Origin of the sequence: Paeniglutamicibacter cryotolerans, from assembly GCF_014190875.1 — a bacterium.
GTDB classification, from domain to species: domain Bacteria; phylum Actinomycetota; class Actinomycetes; order Actinomycetales; family Micrococcaceae; genus Paeniglutamicibacter; species Paeniglutamicibacter cryotolerans.
This window is the reverse complement of sequence record NZ_JACHVS010000002.1, coordinates 16,778-33,054: the sequence shown is the minus strand read 5'-3', so window position 1 is coordinate 33,054 and position 16,277 is coordinate 16,778. Positions and strand designations below refer to the sequence as shown.

The window sequence follows — 16,277 nt, the reverse complement described above, 5'->3', positions numbered from 1 at the left end:
GTTACCGGTCCCGCCAGCCACTTTTGAGGAGACACCACGATGGAAATTCGCATCGGCATCCAGAACGTTACCCGTGAGATCGTCATCGACTCCACCGAGACAGCAGAGTCCCTGACGACGAAGGTCACCGCGGCCATCGCAGACGGCGGTCAGCTGCTGCTCACCGATGCCAAGGGCCGTACCATTCTGGTTCCGGCAGCAACCATCGGCTACGTCGAAATCGGTGCCGAGGAAGTGCGCAAGGTCGGCTTCGCCCACTAACCCGGCGAACACCCCGCTCGAGGGGGCCGCGGCGCGCAGCTGGTGGATCATTCCTCCAGATCCGGGCCGTGGCCCTCTTCCGTGCACAGGCAGATGCGGTTTCCCTGCGCGTCGGTGTAGATCCTGAACCGGGGATGGCTTTGACCGTCGCCCTCCCCCGCCGCTTCGCGCAACCGCGCGCGTTCCTCCTCCAGGGAGCTCAGCGGCACATGCCGGTCAAGGTGGATCCGATTGTCGCTCGGTGTCGCGGTTTCCTGGAACCAGAGCCCCGGATTCCGGCGCCACGGATCGGCCAGGTCCCCGAACCGCGACTCCCCGTAGCCCAGCACCGCCTTCCAGAAGCCGGCGATCTCGGGCCCGTCGGCCGTATCGATGGCCAGCTCGACGCTCTGGTGCCGTTCGGGCACGGCCTCGGCACCCGCGGCATCGGCCGCCTGCGACACCAGCAGTGCCAGGTCCAGATCCCGCGAGGTCACCTCCATCCCCACATCGTGGGAGGAACTGGTAATGAAGACGGTGTCGTAGCGCCAGTCGACGTCGGGATGGTGCCGGGTCCGTTCGGCGAGCGCGCCGAGGGTGCCCAGGAAGCTGATGGCAGCGGCGGAGGAATCAAACGCATAGGCCGTCACCAGCGCACCGAGCCGATAGCGCCAATGCGGCAGCTCCGCCAGGGCCACGTCCACTTCGTTGCGGGTCAGGACGTTCTTGTTCGTACTCATGGCTTACCCCGTTTCCGTGTCGACCGGCGCCGGGCGGCGGCGGCCATGGGCGAATCCGCGTACCCCGCGGTTTCGTCCACTACCACCGTGCCCCCGCACCGGGCCTCTGGTCCAGACCGGTAACGGAAACGGAGGCCGCCGCCTAGATGATTGATTCCAAGGGTTCATGGTCATAGGCGGTCAGCGACCGCAGTGGATGGGAACCGGTGTTCAGGTTGTGCCAGATGGCCACGGTCAGCGCGAGGATGCGTTGCAGGACCCGCACGGTGACCCCGGCGATGGTCCTCCCGCCATGGGCCTCCAGGTCCAGCTGGCCCTTGAGGGTGTCGTTGATTGACTCGATGACCTGACGCAGTGGCTTGAGCAGACTCTTTCCGGGACGGGGTTTCTCACCTTGACGGGTCGGACGGACCAGGGTGATCCCGGCCTCGGAGAGGTCCTGCTCGAAGGCCTTCCCGTAGTAGTTCTTGTCCGCGATGATGATCTGTCCCGGCTCCACCGGGGTGGGCAGGTTTTCCAGGATGCCCAGCAGGGTCTCACGCTCATCGGCCTTCGCCCCGGTCAGCGCGTAGCCGACCGGCAGTCCGGTCGGGGTGCACAGCAGGTGCAGGCGCAGCCCCCAGAACCACCGTGAATGCGAGGCGCAGTACCCGTATTCGGCCCAGCCGGCCAGTTCGGAGCGGTGGGCCGTGGTGTGGGAGCGCCCGCATTCCACAGGGGTGGAATCGGCGAGCCACAGCTCATCGGACCAGAGCCCGGTGGTGTGGGCCAGGTGTTCGTTGAGAGCCTGCAGGGTCCCGCCCAGCTTCCGCAGCCGTTTGTTGTATCCGGGTTGTTGGGGCAGGTCCGGGAACCATCGGCGCAGGTCGTTATGGGATTGGCGGAGCCAGCGGCGTTCGGAGGTGAAGCCGAGCAGGGCCTGGAGGACCGCGATGGTGACCAGTTCGGCGTCGCTGATCCGGGGCCCGAAGCCGATGGCCGGACGCCACGGGAGCAGGTGCGGATTGGCCTTCAGAAAGTCGTCCGCGCAGGCGTACAGTGCTGTTGCAAGGGTGTCCAGATCGGGAGCCATCGGAACTCTCCAGGTTCGAATGTTGGGTATTACATCTCGATTCTGGACACCCTTGCCCGCGCTGTCACCCCTTGGAATCAATCATCTAGGCGGTCAGGCCCAGTGCGCTCATGCGGCGCGAGTGGTTTTCCACCAGGTGCGCGAAGAGCGCCGTCATGGGCTGCGTCGAATCGTTGTGGGCCACCGCATCCGCAGCACCCCAGTAGTCGTATTGTTCGCCGATGCTGCGGGCCTGGGTCAGCGCCTCGCCGAGCAGCCGCCGTCCCCACAGCGCCAGCCGCGAAGCCAGGCGCGGATCATCGCAGAGCGAGAGGCGCAACCGTTCACGCAGCCACCCGGTCTGCTGCTCGGAGGTCTGCACCGAGGCGACCAGGGTGCGGGCCTCATCGCCAAGCTGCTGGGAGATCGCCCGGTAGAAGTCGGCCGATACCTCGTCGATGACATAGGCCTTGATCAGCGACTCGTACCAGTCCCCCGGCTTGGTGCGCTCATGCAGCGCGTCGATGGATTCGATGAACGGCTCCATCGTCTCTTGGATGTCCAGCCCCTTGGCCGCTATGTGCTCGCGGACCAGCTCATAGTGGCCGAATTCGGCGACGGCCAGCCGGGCCAGGGATTCGCGGTCGACCAGTGTCGGAGAGAACCGGGCATCGGAGGAAAGCCGCTCAAAGGCGCTGAGTTCGCGGTAGGCAACCAACCCCAGCAGGGCCGTCTCGTAGCGGTCCTGGGGTTTTTTGGAAGCGGGGGCTTGGCGCATGCGCCCCAGCCTACTCCGGGACCACGGGACGGGGACAAACCATTTCGTTATGCTGGGCCCGTGAGCTACCAACACTGTGACCTACGCCGCGATGCACGACAGACGAGGCTGGCGACCACGTTGGCCGGACTGGAAAGCGAATTCGAACTGCCCGATGCCTTCCCGCAGGCGGTGCTGGATGAGGCGCTTGCCGCTGTGCGCGGCTTCGATCCCCCGCCGGCGGACCGCACGAGCATCGAGCTGGTGACCATCGACCCGGCATCCTCCACCGACCTGGACCAGGCTGTCCACCTGGCCCGGGACGGTCAGGGCTATCTAGTGCACTATGCCATTGCCGACGTGCCCGGCTTCGTGGCACCGGGCGGCGCGCTGGATGCCGAGACCCGGCTGCGCGGGCAGACCGTCTACCTGCCGCACCGCCGGATCTCGCTGCACCCCGAATCGATCAGCGAGGACGCCGGTTCGCTGCTGCCGGGCGTCGATCGCAGCGCCTACCTGTGGACCATTGCGCTGGACGGGAAAGGTTCCGTGGTTTCTACCACCCTGGAACGGGCACTGGTGCGTAGCCGGGAGAAGCTCAGCTATGCCGGGGCACAGGCCGCATTGGATGCCGGCACCGCATCGGAGCTGTTGTGCCTGTTGCGCGAGGTCGGGCTCAAGCGCTCCATCCTGGAGGCGGAACGCGGAGGCGCCTCGCTGCGGATTCCCGAGCAGGAGGTGGAACTGGTCGATGGCGCCTACCTGCTTTCGCTGCGCGCCCCGCTGCCGGTTGAGGAGTGGAACGCGCAGATCTCCCTGCTCACCGGCATGGAGGCGGCCCGGATCATGATCTCCGGCGGCGTGGGGATCCTGCGCACGCTGCCCGAGCCGGACACCAAATCCATCACCACCTTCCGCCGGCAGGCGGCGGCGCTGGGCCGGCCCTGGGACGAGGAGGTCCGGTACGGTGATTTCCTGCGCACGCTGGACGTCAACGAACCGGCACAGCTTGCCCTGATGCACCAGGCCGCCTCCCTGTTCCGTGGGGCCGGCTACACAGCCTTCGACGGCAGCGCCCCGGCCGATACCCGGCAGGCGGCGCTCGGCGCACCGTATTCCCACGCCACCGCACCGCTGCGCCGGCTGGTGGACCGCTTCGTGCTGGTGGTCTGCGCGCACCTGGTGGCCGGTTCGCCGGTGCCCGAACCGATCCGGGCTGCCCTGCCGGCCTTACCGGCGCTGATGCAGGCGTCTAACCAGCGAACCGGGCGGGTGGAGCGCGCCGCGATGGACGCGATCGAGGCCGCGCTGCTGCTGCACCGGGTGGGCGAACATTTCGACGCAGTGACCATTGAGGGGCCCGATGCCGCCGAGCTGGCCCGCTCCGTTGCGGCCGGCCGGGTCCCCTCCGGCATCGTGCAGCTGCGTGATCCGGGCATCACGGCGCGCTACCAGGGGGCGGCCGAGGCCGGCCGCGAGGTCACCGTCGAGCTGGTGCGGGCCGATCTGGTGGCGCGGAAGGTGCTGTTCAGGATCGTTGGGCCCTGAGCTGGCGCCCCCGCCACCCTCCGCTGCCAAGGCTTCGGCCCGGGCAGGTTAGACTGAAAGGTGTAGACAAGGATGCCCGGTCGCGTTACTTTTCCAAATTTCCCCCGCAGGTATTCCCAGCGAACCTGCACACGCACGTAGTTTCAGTGCTGTTTAGCCTGCGATCGGCTCCGCTGGAAGCGCCGCCATGTGGTGGACTCCGTTCAATCCGGTATTTTCCGCAGGACGTCGAGCACCCCAAGCCACGGCACCTAACCGAATGAGAATGAACTTTGAATACTGACCACCAGCTCATCGCGGAACACGAGTCGATCGAGGTCGAGGAGACCCTGGTTTCCGACGAGGCACCGCACGAGATCGAGCAGCAGACCTTCGCCGACTTCGGCGTCCGCCAGGACATCGTCGACTCGCTGACAGCCGCTGGCATCACCCACCCCTTCCCGATCCAGTCGATGACGTTGCCCGTTGCGCTGGCCGGCCATGACATCATCGGCCAGGCCAAGACCGGCACCGGCAAGACCTTCGGCTTCGGCATCCCTGCCCTGCACCGCGTGATCGGCCGCGAGGACGCCGGCTTCGAGAAGCTGCCGGTTCCCGGTGCCCCACAGGCACTGATCGTCGCGCCGACCCGCGAGCTCGCCGTCCAGGTCGCAGCCGACCTGAACAAGGCCTCGACCTACCGCAACGCGCGCATCGCCACCATCTACGGCGGCCGTGCCTACGAACCGCAGATCGAGCAGCTGCAGAACGGCGTCGAAATCGTCGTTGGCACCCCCGGGCGCCTGATCGACCTGTACAAGCAGAAGCACCTGAAACTGAACAACATCCGCATCGTGATCCTCGACGAGGCAGACGAAATGCTTGACCTGGGCTTCCTGCCCGACGTCGAGACGCTGCTGGCAGCCACCCCGGCGACCCGCCAGATGATGCTGTTCTCCGCGACCATGCCCGGCGCCGTCGTGGCCATGGCCCGGCGCTACATGACCAAGCCGACGCACATCCGCGCCGCTGATCCCGATGATGACTCGATCACCAAGAAGGACATCCGCCAGGTCATCTACCGTGCGCACCAGCTGGATAAGGACGAGGTCGTGGCGCGCATCCTGCAGGCCGAGGGCCGCGGACGCACCATCATCTTCACCAAGACCAAGCGCTCGGCGGCCAAGCTCTCCGACGAACTGGTCGACCGCGGCTTCGCCGCCGGTTCCATCCACGGCGATCTGGGCCAGGGCGCCCGCGAACAGGCGCTGCGCGCCTTCCGCAACGGCAAGGTCGACGTGCTGGTGGCCACCGACGTCGCAGCGCGTGGCATCGACGTGGACGATGTCACCCACGTGATCAACCTGCAGTGCCCCGAGGATGAGAAGACCTACCTCCACCGCGTGGGCCGCACCGGCCGTGCCGGCAACAAGGGCACCGCCGTCACGTTCGTCGACTGGGAAGACGTCCCGCGCTGGGGCCTGATCAACAAGGCCCTGGGCCTTGATGTCACCGTCCCGGTGGAAACCTACTCCTCCTCGCCGCACCTGTTCTCCGACCTGCACATCCCGGCTGGCACCAAGGGCCGGCTGCCGCGCCACAAGCGCACGCTCGAGGGCCTGTCCGGCGAGACGCTCGAGGACCTGGGCGAGACCGGCAAGAAGAACGCGCCGTCCCGTGGCGACCGCGATTCCAACCGCCGTAGCTCCGAGCGCGGCGGCGAGCGTGCTGCCAAGGGCGCCCGCACCGAGCGCCCGGCCCGCGACGGCGAATCGCGCCGCCGCTCGGCGGCACCGAAGCTGACCGAGTCCGCCGCACCGGTGGCCGAGACGGCTGCACCGGCAGCCGATCAGGGCGCCGAGGCTCCGCGCCGCAACCGTTCACGGACCCGTCGCCGCAATGGCGAGGTCACGCCGCGGACCGACGCCGAGTAGCAACGTGAGCCAAGGCAATGCCAACGCCGGATCCCTCGGCAGCGACCTCGCTGTCGCCGACGAGGGGTCCGGTGCGGTACCGGCCGTTGACGCCTGGAGCGCCGATGGTCCCAACCTGATAGTCCACGCCGACAACGCGGCTTTCCTGCCCACGCTGCCGGATGGTTCGTTCACCCTGATCTATGTGGATCCCCCGTTCAATACCGGGCGGACGCAGAAGCGCCAGTCCACCACCATGGTGCGCGCGGTAGAGGGCGACGGGGACCGGGTCGGCTTCAAGGGCAAGAGCTATGCGACGCTGCGTGGTGACCTGCACAGCTACGACGACGCGTTCGACGACTACTGGGGCTTCCTGGAACCTCGACTGCGCGAGGCCTGGCGCCTGTTGGCCGACGACGGCACCTTGTATGTGCATCTGGACTACCGCGAGGTGCACTACGCCAAGGTGATGCTCGATGCGATTTTCGGGCGCGAATGCTTCCTGAACGAGATCATCTGGGCCTACGACTACGGGGCACGGGCCACGTCCCGCTGGCCCGCCAAGCACGACAACATCCTGGTCTACGTCAAGGATCCGCGCGGCTACCACTTCGATAATGCCGAGGTGGACCGCGAGCCGTACATGGCTCCCGGCCTGGTCACCCCAGAGAAGCGGGAACGCGGGAAGCTGCCCACCGATGTCTGGTGGCACACCATCGTCTCGCCCACGGGCAAGGAGAAGACCGGCTACCCGACGCAGAAGCCCGAGGGCATCCTGCGCCGCATCGTGAACGCCAGTTCACGTGAGGGCGACTGGGTGCTGGACTTCTTCGCCGGTTCCGGTACCACCGGCGCCGTGGCTTCGGCCCTGGGCCGGCGCTATGTATGCGTCGACCAGAACCCGCAGTCGATCAGCGTCATGGGCGCACGCCTGCCCCAGGCTTCGCTCTTGGAGCACGGACCGGCCTGACCGGGCCGGTGCATCGCACCACGGAGGAAGGCCTGGTCCGGCATCATGATGCCGGACCAGGCCTTCCTTATGCGTTGTAGGGCCCGGCCCGGGCGGCCTAGTGCCCGGGGATGCCCACCGGCGCGCTTCCGGTCCCTGCGGCCAGGATGCGTTCGAGCATCTCGGGCGAGGTGGTGTTCTCCCCCAGCTGGTTCGGCTTGCCGGTGCCGTGGTAATCGGATGAACCGGTCACTATCAGGTCATGCCGGGTGGCGAGCTCCCGCAGAAAGGCCTTGCCCTCGTCGGTGTTGTCACGGTGGTCGATCTCGACCCCGAGCAGGCCGGCCTCGATCATCGCCTCAAAGGTTTCGACGCCGACCACACGTCCACGGGCCGCTGCCATCGGGTGCGCGAAGACCGGCACGCCCCCGGCCCCCCGGACCAAGCGCACGGCACTAACCGGGTCCACTGCATAATGGCCGACATAGTATTTTGAGCGGGCAGTCAGGACCTGGGCGAAGGCCTCGGTACGGGTGCGCACCACACCGGCGGTGACCAGCGCGTCTGCAATATGGGGCCGCCCGATGGTGCCGCCGGGAATCGAATGGCGGTTCACCATTTCCCAGTCCACGGGGAAATCCTCGGAGAGCAGGTCGACCATGCGCCTGGCCCGGGTGATCCGGGCGTCGCGGGCCTTGCCGATTTCCTCCAACAGCTCCGGATGCTCGGGATCGTGCAGGTAGCTGAGCAGGTGGACGCTGACGCCATGATCGGTCTTGCAGGATATTTCCATGCCGGGGACCAGTCCCACGCCCCAGTGAAGCGCAGCCAGTGAGGCCTCTTCCCATCCAGCAGTCTGATCGTGGTCGGTGAGGGCCACGACGTCAAGGCCCGCCGCCGCCGCGGCGGCCATCAGGACGGCTGGCTCTTCGGTGCCGTCGGAAACATGTGAGTGCGCGTGGAGGTCTATCCGCATAAGATTCAGCCTAGTCCTTTTGGCTGTGGGCATCGTGGCGGCACGGCGCCCGGAACACCGTTGTCGCCCTCTGCTTTCAGGTTCCGGCTGAACCGGTGCTCTCCACGCGTTCCGATAGCGCCTTGAACACCCGCACTGCCGGCTCCCCTGCCACCCGTCCGGCAGCGAAAAACCTCACCCGGGGCGAGCCCAGGGTTCCCATCGCCGGGTCCCGGCCGCTGACCCTGAATGAACAGTCGGCCTTCTACACCTCACCGAGCACCGTCAACCGCGTGCACAGCTGGAGCCCCTTGTCGAGCTACAGCACTGTAACGCTCGGGTACCCGCCTTCGGTCAGGCCTTGATGAGCCCGTTCTCAGCCGACCATGCCCGAACTCCCAGAACCGCCATCCCGATTCCAAGAGCACCATCGCCAGATGACCAGGCCAAGGAACGGCAATGCGGAATTCCATCCGGGCAGGACGCTGCCCGGGCCAACGGGGAGGCCGCCAGCATCACGGCGCCCAGGCGCCACATCAGGTTCTCGTGTCCACGCCAGCCCAGGATCACCAGCCCAAGCCCCAACACGAAGGCGGGGCCAGCCAGGACACCGTATCCCTCGCGTCCAACACCGACGCCGCTGACAGCTGCCCGAATCCTGATGACAAGCCATAGCATCAGGAGCGTCAGCGCGGGGAGGAAGCTCGACAGCGTTGAGAGCGGATCTGGTGCACCAAAGAGGAGGGTCAAGGCGCCCGTGCCGAGGCCAAGCACCAGGAACCGGATGGACCGTCGCCGGTGCATCGCTTCAGCCATGAGCCCGGACCGCATTCCCACGTGTCACGACGGAATCCCGTGAGGCGCGTTCAGTGCAGTCAAACACGGACCCCAGGTAACACTGTGGGTTCCCTCAAGAGTCGCGGCACGGGGCCCGGGTGTCCGATGCCACCTTGCGCCGAGCGTGAACCACTCGCCTTTACCTTGGCGGAAAGCCCGCCCTTTGAGACGATGGAACGGTGATGACTGACTCTTCCCAGACCCCCGGCAGCGACCAGCCCCTGGAGGACCGCGTGAACAACCGTTCACAGCGTCCGACCTCGGCGGCCTTCAAATCCTTCATGGCCTCCCAGTGGGCCCCCGACCTGTCCGAGCTTCCCGAAGCCGATGCGGTGGCGCCGTTCGCCGCCAAGCGTCGGCTCGCGCTCTCGCAGAAGTTCGCCGGCGAGCGCCTGGTGATCCCCGCCGGACCGCTCAAGGTTCGCTCGAATGACACCGATTACCGCTTCCGCCCGCACTCGGGCTTCGCACACCTGACCGGTCTGGGACTGGACCACGAGCCCGAGGCCGTGTTGGTGCTCGAACCGACTGATGCCGGCGACGGCGACGATGGCGGAAACCACGTCGCCACCCTGTACTTCAGCCCGATGGCCGGCCGCGACTCGGAGGAGTTCTACTCCAATGCACGCACCGGTGAATTCTGGATCGGCTCGCGACCGACCCTGGGCCAGCTTTCGGCCCGACTCGGCCTGCCCACCGCCGACCTTTTGCAGCTCGAGATGGCCATTACCAAGGACGCCGGCGTCGTCGAGTTCGGTGGCATGCGCATCCGCCTGCTGCGCGAGGTCGACATGAACTGCGATGCGCTGGTCGACACCTCCCGCATCAACACCGGTGTTGACCTGGAACGCTCGGATGAGCTGGACGGCGACCTCAGCGAAGCGCTCTCGGAGTTGCGTCTGGTCAAGGACGCCTGGGAAATCAACGAAATGCGTTCCTCAGTGGCCGCGACGATCAACGGCTTCCACGACGTGGTCCGTGCACTGCCCCGAGCCCTCGCCCACACCCGCGGTGAGCGCGTCATCGAAGGCGCGTTCTTCGCCCGGGCCCGCGAGGAGGGCAACGACCTCGGATACGACACCATTGCCGCCGCCGGCAACAACGCCACGGTGCTGCACTGGATCCGCAACAACGGCACGGTCAACGAGGGTGATCTGGTCCTGGTCGATGCCGGCGTCGAAGCCGAATCGCTCTACACCGCCGACATCACCCGCACCCTGCCGGCGAACGGGCACTTCAACGACATCCAGCGCAAGCTCTATCATGCCGTGTTGGACGCCGCCGATGCGGCCTTCGCCGTGGCCAAGCCGGGCACCCGCTTCCGCGACCTGCACACCGCAGCCATCCAGGTCCTGGCCGAACGCCTGGATTTCTGGGGCCTGCTCCCGGTCTCGCTCGAAGTGGCGCTGTCCACCGAGGGCCAGCAGCACCGCCGCTGGATGCCCCACGGCACCAGCCACCACCTGGGCCTGGACGTGCACGACTGCGCGCAGGCCAAGGCCGACCTCTACCTGGACGGCATCCTGGAGGAGGGCATGGTCTTCACCATCGAACCCGGCCTCTATTTCAAGGCTGAGGACCTCGCCGTACCCCAGGAGTTCCGCGGCATCGGCATCCGCATCGAGGACGACGTCCTGGTGACCGCCGACGGCTGCGAGAACCTCAGCGCGGCACTTCCGCGCACCGCCCAGGACGTCGAGGCATGGATGGCTTCGGTGCAGGCCGGAACGGACAACGCCTAACCCGGGGTTTCCACCCCGAGGGTGCGCCGCTTCCCGCCATATGGCGGGAAGCGGCGCACCTTTTTTGAGTGCCCGCCGATGGCCCTACAGGCGCTCCCCGGTGGCGGAGATCTTCATCGTGTTGCCGCAAACCAGCTCATGAGACCCTTTCCTTCCAACCAGCGCAGGGGCCCGAAAACCCCCGGCCGAAATCCGTTGCCCCGGCGGTCCTGCTATCGGCGGGCCGTGGAGGCCGACGGTTTTGAGCAGTCGTGAGGAGGGATGCGAAAATGGGCAATGGCTTATCGAGGCATCATCGATTCACCGTCAGTTGTAGGGATATGTCGTGTCCAGGGATTCGAACTTTGCTCGTGGGAACACAGCGGCGTAGACGCAGGCCGCCGTGGTGAACAAGAGCAAGAAGCCAAACAGCCCGATGCCTACCGAATTTCCCGGTACCGGCTCCGGGTCAACGCCGACGGTAGTGATGATGGTTGCCAGGGCCACACCGATCGCACCGTATCCCAGTGCCATGATTCCGACGGCGATGGATTTCTGGATCTGGAACCAATGGCCGGCCTTGGAGAATTCCCTGGTGGTGGCCGCTCCGATCACGAAGGCGGCTGCGGCAATGACGCACGCACCGGCGATCATCAGTAATGACGAGCCGTAGCCCACACCATCCGGGTCCACATGGATCGCTATGCGGCTCGGTATCAAGGGGCTGAGCCACAGGTAGATGACCGCGACCAGCAGGATCGAACAAGCGGGGGCGATCATCAGCAAGGGAAGTGCCCTGGTGTTGGTCTCGGTTCTGGCCGGTTCTGGCATCTTGGAAATGTTGGGCAAGCTGTCCCCGTCGATTCGCTGCAAACCGTGACAACAGGGCGGCCGGGACTCCTTGTCCACCCCGGCGATTGCCCCCAGGCCCTGATTCAATGACGGGACCTGGCACCGGCCCCGTCTCATCCGTTATGCCCAGTTGCCCGGATTCTCGTCAGCTGCCCTCAAACGACCGGCCGGGCTGCACGTTCATTGACGAGTTTTTCGTTGACGTGATGCGGCTTCGCGCTCTTGGTGACGGTCTTGGCCGAGCTGGCGCCAAGAGAACGAAGACGCCGAACATCTGCGAAGGCGTGAATGCATCCCCGGGGCATCCAACTCAGCCACCGGCAGCGCCATTTTCCGGATGGCCGAGGTCTGGCGTGAATCCGTCACCGACGGAAAGCGAATCCGAGAAGTGAGATCAAAACCCGTGATGGGCCGGATCCACCACCGTGTGCTTACCGTCACCGGCACGATCGCATTCCACCGCCGTGGCGGCTCGCAGCCGGGCACTGGCTGCATCACTGAGCCTGCCGGAGGTGCCGTGCGTCGAGGGGATCCCGATCTCGGGGTTGGGCAGCGGCCAGAACCGGACGGACCGGCATATCACCCTCGGGTACTCAGGGAATCGCACTCAGTGAGCATCGAAGGTTCATCAGCTGGATCAAACCACGCTTTCACGGTGTCGGTAGGACCCGGGTTCCTTAAAACACAATGCGTGACAGCGGTCCGAGCCGTTGCCACGCATTCCGATTCGAGGCGCTACTTTGCCTCGGTTTCCTGCTGGGATTCCCGGTGCTGTTCATCGTGGGTGTCGGGGTCGGCAGGTGCCGGTTCATCCTGCTGCGCCGGAGCGGGATATGCCACCGGAGCGTCCGGAGCAACCTGCGGGGCCGGGTGCTCGGCATCGACGCGGACCCCGAACTGCGGACGCCCATCGGGCAGGTCGGCCCAGCCGGACGGCGGAGCCTCAGCCTGCGCAGCCGGTGCAGCGGCATTGCCGCTGCCTTGCACGGGGCCAAGGCCCTGCACCGGGCCCGCTGCCACATGCGGGGTGATTCCCGCGTCCGCCGCATGCTGGTTCATCGGCAACTTGCCGGCCAGCGCGCGGGCGGCATTGATGTGGGCGAAGTCCACCACCACGTCGTAGCAGGTGGCCATGACGTGGCTGGAGGAGGCGAAGTCGCGCTTGCCGCGTTTGAACGAGTAGCCGACCACTCCCACGATCATCCACATCGCCATGCCCAGGCCCATGGCCGAAAGGATCTGCACCATCCAGTTGTCGCCGCCATTGAAGAAGGCCAGCAGCAGGCCGATGAAGATGCCGAAACTGGCACCCTGCATGGCGCCGGCGGCCGCCACCCGCGGGTAGCTGAGCTTGGAGGTCACCCGCTCGACGCTCTTGAGGTCGTTGCCGATGATGCTCACGTTCACGACCGGGAAGTCGTTGTCGGCCAGAAAATCCACGACCTTCTGGGCATCGAGGTAGGACTCGTAGCGACCGAGGACCTCACCACGGGGCAGACCGGTTGCCGGGTTCTGCGGGGCTGTGCCGAAAGGAGTAGACATATATCCATTCTGCCTGTTCGCGCCCCGAAAGACGCCTGATGATCGCTGCTGGTGAAAAACCGCGCCCATCTGTGCCGACGGGCGGGCGTCCGCACCCCTCCCGGTGCCGTCACCCTGGCGGCATCGGGGACCCCCAGGCAGTAGCCTAGAGAGCGTGAGCAGCAATTCTACGAAGGTCTTCATTGCCCGCCTGCTCGGCCTGGACGTTTTTGACCCGCTGGGTGACCGCCTGGGCCGGCTGCGGGACGTCGTGGTGCTCAGCCGCGACCCGTCCAAACCCGCCCAGTGCGTCGGCATCGTCATCGAGGTCCCCGGCAAGCGCCGCGTGTTCGTCCCGATGACCCGGATCCAGGCCATGGAATCGCGTCAGATCATCTGCACCGGATTGGTGAACCTGCGCCGCTTCCAGCAACGTGGGGCCGAAACCCTGGCCGCCGGCGAGCTCTTCGACCGCAAGGTGACCTTCCGCGACGGCAGCGGGAACGGTGTGGTGGAGGACATCGGCCTGGAACGCCAACGAAGCGGCGACTGGGTCATCGCCGAATACTTCGTGCGCCGCGGCGAAAACGCCACCGGGCTGCGCGCGCTGCGCCGCGGACGTGGCGAACGCCTGCTGGTGGCGTGGGACGCGCTGGTCCATTCCCCGCTGCACGAACCGCAGGCAGCCAGCTCCTTCGTCGCGGCGAACGACGAGCTCAAGCCCGCCGACTTCGCCGAGGCCCTGCACGAGATGAGCGACAAGCGCCGGCTCGAGGTGGCCACCGAATTGCAGGACGACAGGCTCGCCGACGTGCTCCAGGAGATGCCCGACGACGAGCAGGTGAAGATCCTCTCGTCACTGGACATGGAACGCGCCGCCGATGTGCTCGAGGAAATGGACCCGGACGACGCGGCCGACCTGTTGGCCGAGCTCAGCCTCGAGCAGCAGCATGCGCTGCTCGAACTGATGGAGCCCGACGGTGCCGACGACGTGCGCCGCCTGCTCGAATACGCTGAAAACACCGCAGGGTCGATGATGACTCCGGTGCCGATCATCCTGCCCCCCGAGGCGACCGTCGCCGAGGCGCTGGCCTCGGTGCGCCGCGAGGAGCTGAGCCCGGCACTGGCCTCCACCGTCTTCGTCTGCCGCCCCCCGCTCGAAACCCCCACCGGCCGCTACCTGGGCGCCGTGCACATCCAGGCGTTGCTGCGCTGTCCTCCCCCGGAGGCGCTGGGCAACATTCTGGACACCGACCTCGAACCGGTCTTGGACCTGGCCGATGTCAGCGAGGTGGCCCGCACCCTGGCGACCTACAACCTCACCTCGATGGCCGTGGTGAACTCCGACGGACGGCTCGTCGGCGCGGTCACCGTCGATGACGTGCTGGACCATATCCTGCCCGAGGACTGGCGCACGCACGACGACGGTCCCACCCACACGCTGAAGGAAGGGATCCTCGATGGCTGAGAACCGCACCGGCTCTTCCGGGCTCGATACGCCGCTGGGCGCCCGCAAGCGCTTCTGGCCCAAGTTCTCCCCCGACCCGGACGCGTTCGGCAGCTCGACGGAGAAGTTCGCCCGTTTCATGGGCACCCCGGCCTTCCTGCTCTACATGACGGTCTTCTGCGTATTGTGGCTCTCCTGGAACACCTGGGGACCCGAGAGCCTGCGCTTCGACTCGATCTCGCTGGGCTTCACGCTGCTCACGCTGATGCTCTCGCTGCAGGCCTCCTACGCCGCCCCGCTGCTGCTGCTGGCGCAGAACCGCCAGGATGACCGAGACCGCGTCTCGCTCTCCGAGGACCGCGGCCAGGCAGAACGCAACCTGCACGACACCGAGTACCTCACCCGCGAACTCGCGGCGCTGCGCATCGCCCTGCGCGACGTGGCGACCCGCGACTACGTGCGCTCCGAGCTGCGTTCGGTGCTCGAGGAAATGCTCGAGACGGCCGACGGCGAGGAGATCAGGTTGCGCGGGCGCTCACCCAAGCGCCGAGACCGCGGCGGACCGTCCACCAATATGATCCCCCGGGTCCCCACCGCTGGGCCCCAGCCGAAACACGTGCAAAAGAATCAAACGGAGCTCCCCGACGATGACAGCTGAGACCCCAGATCCGCTGCTGCTGGCGGCCCTGGCAACGGTTCAGGACCCCGAACTTCGCCGCCCGATCACCGAACTGGGCATGGTCGAATCCGCTCGGATCATCGGTTCGGTGGCCCGGGTGAAAGTGCTCCTGACCATTGCCGCCTGCCCGCTGCGCAGCACCATCGTGGCCGATGTTACCGCGGCGGCCTCCACGGTGCCCGCCGTGGACTCCGTTCAGGTCGAGGTGGGCGCTATGTCCCCACAACAGCGCGCCACCCTCCGTGCGGGACTCAAACACCGCTCAGTGCCCTTCGGTGACCCCGGGTCGCTCACCCGGGTCATTGCCGTGGCCTCCGGCAAGGGCGGCGTGGGCAAGTCGTCGCTGACGGCCAACCTGGCCTGCGCCATGGCTGCCGACGGTTTGCGCGTGGGAATCATCGACGCCGACGTGCACGGCTTCTCCATCCCCGGGCTGATGGGCATCACCCAGGCCCCGACCCGGGTGGACGAGATGATCCTGCCACCGGTGGCGCACGGCGTGAAGGTCATCTCCATCGGCATGTTCGTGAAGGGCAACGTCCCGGTGATCTGGCGCGGGCCGATGCTGCACCGCGCCCTTGAACAGTTCCTCACCGACGTGCATTTCGGCGACCTGGACGTGTTGCTGCTGGACCTGCCTCCCGGTACGGGGGACATCGCGATCTCCGTCGCCCAGCTGCTGCCAGGCTCCGAGCTGCTGGTCATCACCACCCCGCAGTCGGCTGCCGCGCAGGTCGCCGAGCGGGCCGGTTCCATCGCTGCGCAGACCGGGCAGAAGGTGCTTGGCGTGGTGGAGAACATGTCCTGGCTTCAGCTGCCCGATGGCACCCGGATGGAACCCTTCGGCTCCGGCGGCGGGGCCGAACTCTCGGCGAGGCTGAGCACGACGTTGGGCACCGAGGTTCGGCTGCTGGGGTCGATCGCCCTGGATCCGGTGCTGCGTGAGGGCGGGGACAGCGGGCTTCCCGTGGTGCTCGGCCATCCGCAGGCTCCGGCAGCGCAGGAAATCGTCCGTATTGCGCGGGGGTTGGCCCGGCGTCCGCGGGGGCTGTCCGGGCTGAAGCTGCCCGTCACCCCGGTCTGAGCCG

The 16,277-nt window shown here is 66.7% G+C and carries 15 protein-coding genes; 8 read left to right on the top strand and 7 right to left on the bottom strand.

Annotation, left to right across the window (positions count from 1 at the left end; translation table 11 throughout):
- Positions 1-39: 39 nt before the first annotated feature.
- A complete protein-coding gene (locus tag E9229_RS13335) occupies positions 40-261 on the top strand; it encodes a DUF3107 domain-containing protein (RefSeq protein WP_183512097.1) in 222 nt (73 codons plus the stop codon).
- 47 nt (positions 262-308) lie between these two features.
- Here E9229_RS13335 and E9229_RS13330 read toward each other — a convergent pair whose 3' ends face one another.
- The 3 genes from E9229_RS13330 to E9229_RS13320 form a co-directional block, all read right to left on the bottom strand.
- The gene (locus tag E9229_RS13330; protein WP_183512096.1) at positions 309-980 is read right to left on the bottom strand and encodes a 4a-hydroxytetrahydrobiopterin dehydratase; all 672 of its coding nucleotides are present in this window, start codon (positions 978-980) and stop codon (positions 309-311) included.
- A 142-nt stretch (positions 981-1,122) separates the two neighbouring features.
- Positions 1,123-2,052: an IS982 family transposase gene (locus E9229_RS13325; RefSeq protein WP_183509723.1), complete on the bottom strand. Its 930-nt coding sequence runs from the start codon at positions 2,050-2,052 to the stop codon at positions 1,123-1,125.
- An 85-nt stretch (positions 2,053-2,137) separates the two neighbouring features.
- Complete coding sequence (locus tag E9229_RS13320) at positions 2,138-2,809, bottom strand: ferritin-like fold-containing protein (RefSeq protein WP_183512094.1); 672 nt, start codon at positions 2,807-2,809, stop codon at positions 2,138-2,140.
- Between the two features lie 60 nt (positions 2,810-2,869).
- Between E9229_RS13320 and E9229_RS13315 the strand changes: the two genes are divergently transcribed.
- The 3 genes from E9229_RS13315 (at position 2,870) to E9229_RS13305 (ending at position 7,198) form a co-directional block, all read left to right on the top strand.
- Complete coding sequence (locus E9229_RS13315) at positions 2,870-4,336, top strand: RNB domain-containing ribonuclease (RefSeq protein ID WP_183512093.1); 1,467 nt, start codon at positions 2,870-2,872, stop codon at positions 4,334-4,336.
- A 272-nt stretch (positions 4,337-4,608) separates the two neighbouring features.
- A complete protein-coding gene (locus E9229_RS13310) occupies positions 4,609-6,249 on the top strand; it encodes a DEAD/DEAH box helicase (RefSeq protein ID WP_183512092.1) in 1,641 nt (546 codons plus the stop codon).
- 115 nt (positions 6,250-6,364) lie between these two features.
- Entirely contained in the window at positions 6,365-7,198 is an 834-nt protein-coding gene (locus E9229_RS13305) for a DNA-methyltransferase (RefSeq protein ID WP_246380856.1), read from the top strand.
- Positions 7,199-7,295: 97 nt separating this feature from the next.
- Here E9229_RS13305 and E9229_RS13300 read toward each other — a convergent pair whose 3' ends face one another.
- A complete protein-coding gene (locus E9229_RS13300; RefSeq protein ID WP_183512089.1) occupies positions 7,296-8,153 on the bottom strand; it encodes a PHP domain-containing protein in 858 nt (285 codons plus the stop codon).
- 333 nt (positions 8,154-8,486) lie between these two features.
- Positions 8,487-8,948, bottom strand: coding sequence for a hypothetical protein (locus E9229_RS13295; RefSeq protein WP_183512088.1), 462 nt, complete (start codon positions 8,946-8,948; stop codon positions 8,487-8,489).
- Between the two features lie 203 nt (positions 8,949-9,151).
- Between E9229_RS13295 and E9229_RS13290 the strand changes: the two genes are divergently transcribed.
- Positions 9,152-10,711 carry an aminopeptidase P family protein gene (locus E9229_RS13290; RefSeq protein WP_183512087.1) on the top strand — a complete coding sequence of 520 codons (1,560 nt, stop codon included), beginning with the start codon at positions 9,152-9,154 and terminating at the stop codon, positions 10,709-10,711.
- A gap of 306 nt (positions 10,712-11,017) precedes the next feature.
- On the opposite strand, the gene E9229_RS13285 is transcribed toward E9229_RS13290, so the two are convergent.
- Entirely contained in the window at positions 11,018-11,476 is a 459-nt protein-coding gene (locus E9229_RS13285; protein WP_221184648.1) for a hypothetical protein, read from the bottom strand.
- 801 nt (positions 11,477-12,277) lie between these two features.
- Positions 12,278-13,084, bottom strand: coding sequence for a general stress protein (locus tag E9229_RS13280; RefSeq protein WP_183512084.1), 807 nt, complete (start codon positions 13,082-13,084; stop codon positions 12,278-12,280).
- A gap of 154 nt (positions 13,085-13,238) precedes the next feature.
- Between E9229_RS13280 and E9229_RS13275 the strand changes: the two genes are divergently transcribed.
- Genes E9229_RS13275 through E9229_RS13265 form a run of 3 tightly spaced genes read left to right on the top strand, consistent with a single transcriptional unit; the run spans position 13,239 to position 16,273 of the window.
- Positions 13,239-14,531, top strand: coding sequence for a magnesium transporter MgtE N-terminal domain-containing protein (locus E9229_RS13275; RefSeq protein WP_183512083.1), 1,293 nt, complete (start codon positions 13,239-13,241; stop codon positions 14,529-14,531).
- The gene (locus tag E9229_RS13270) at positions 14,524-15,168 is read left to right on the top strand and encodes a DUF1003 domain-containing protein (RefSeq protein ID WP_183512081.1); all 645 of its coding nucleotides are present in this window, start codon (positions 14,524-14,526) and stop codon (positions 15,166-15,168) included. Before E9229_RS13275 ends, E9229_RS13270 begins: the two co-directional genes overlap by 8 nt.
- Positions 15,158-16,273 carry an Mrp/NBP35 family ATP-binding protein gene (locus tag E9229_RS13265; RefSeq protein ID WP_183512080.1) on the top strand — a complete coding sequence of 372 codons (1,116 nt, stop codon included), beginning with the start codon at positions 15,158-15,160 and terminating at the stop codon, positions 16,271-16,273. Before E9229_RS13270 ends, E9229_RS13265 begins: the two co-directional genes overlap by 11 nt.
- Positions 16,274-16,277 lie beyond the last annotated feature (4 nt).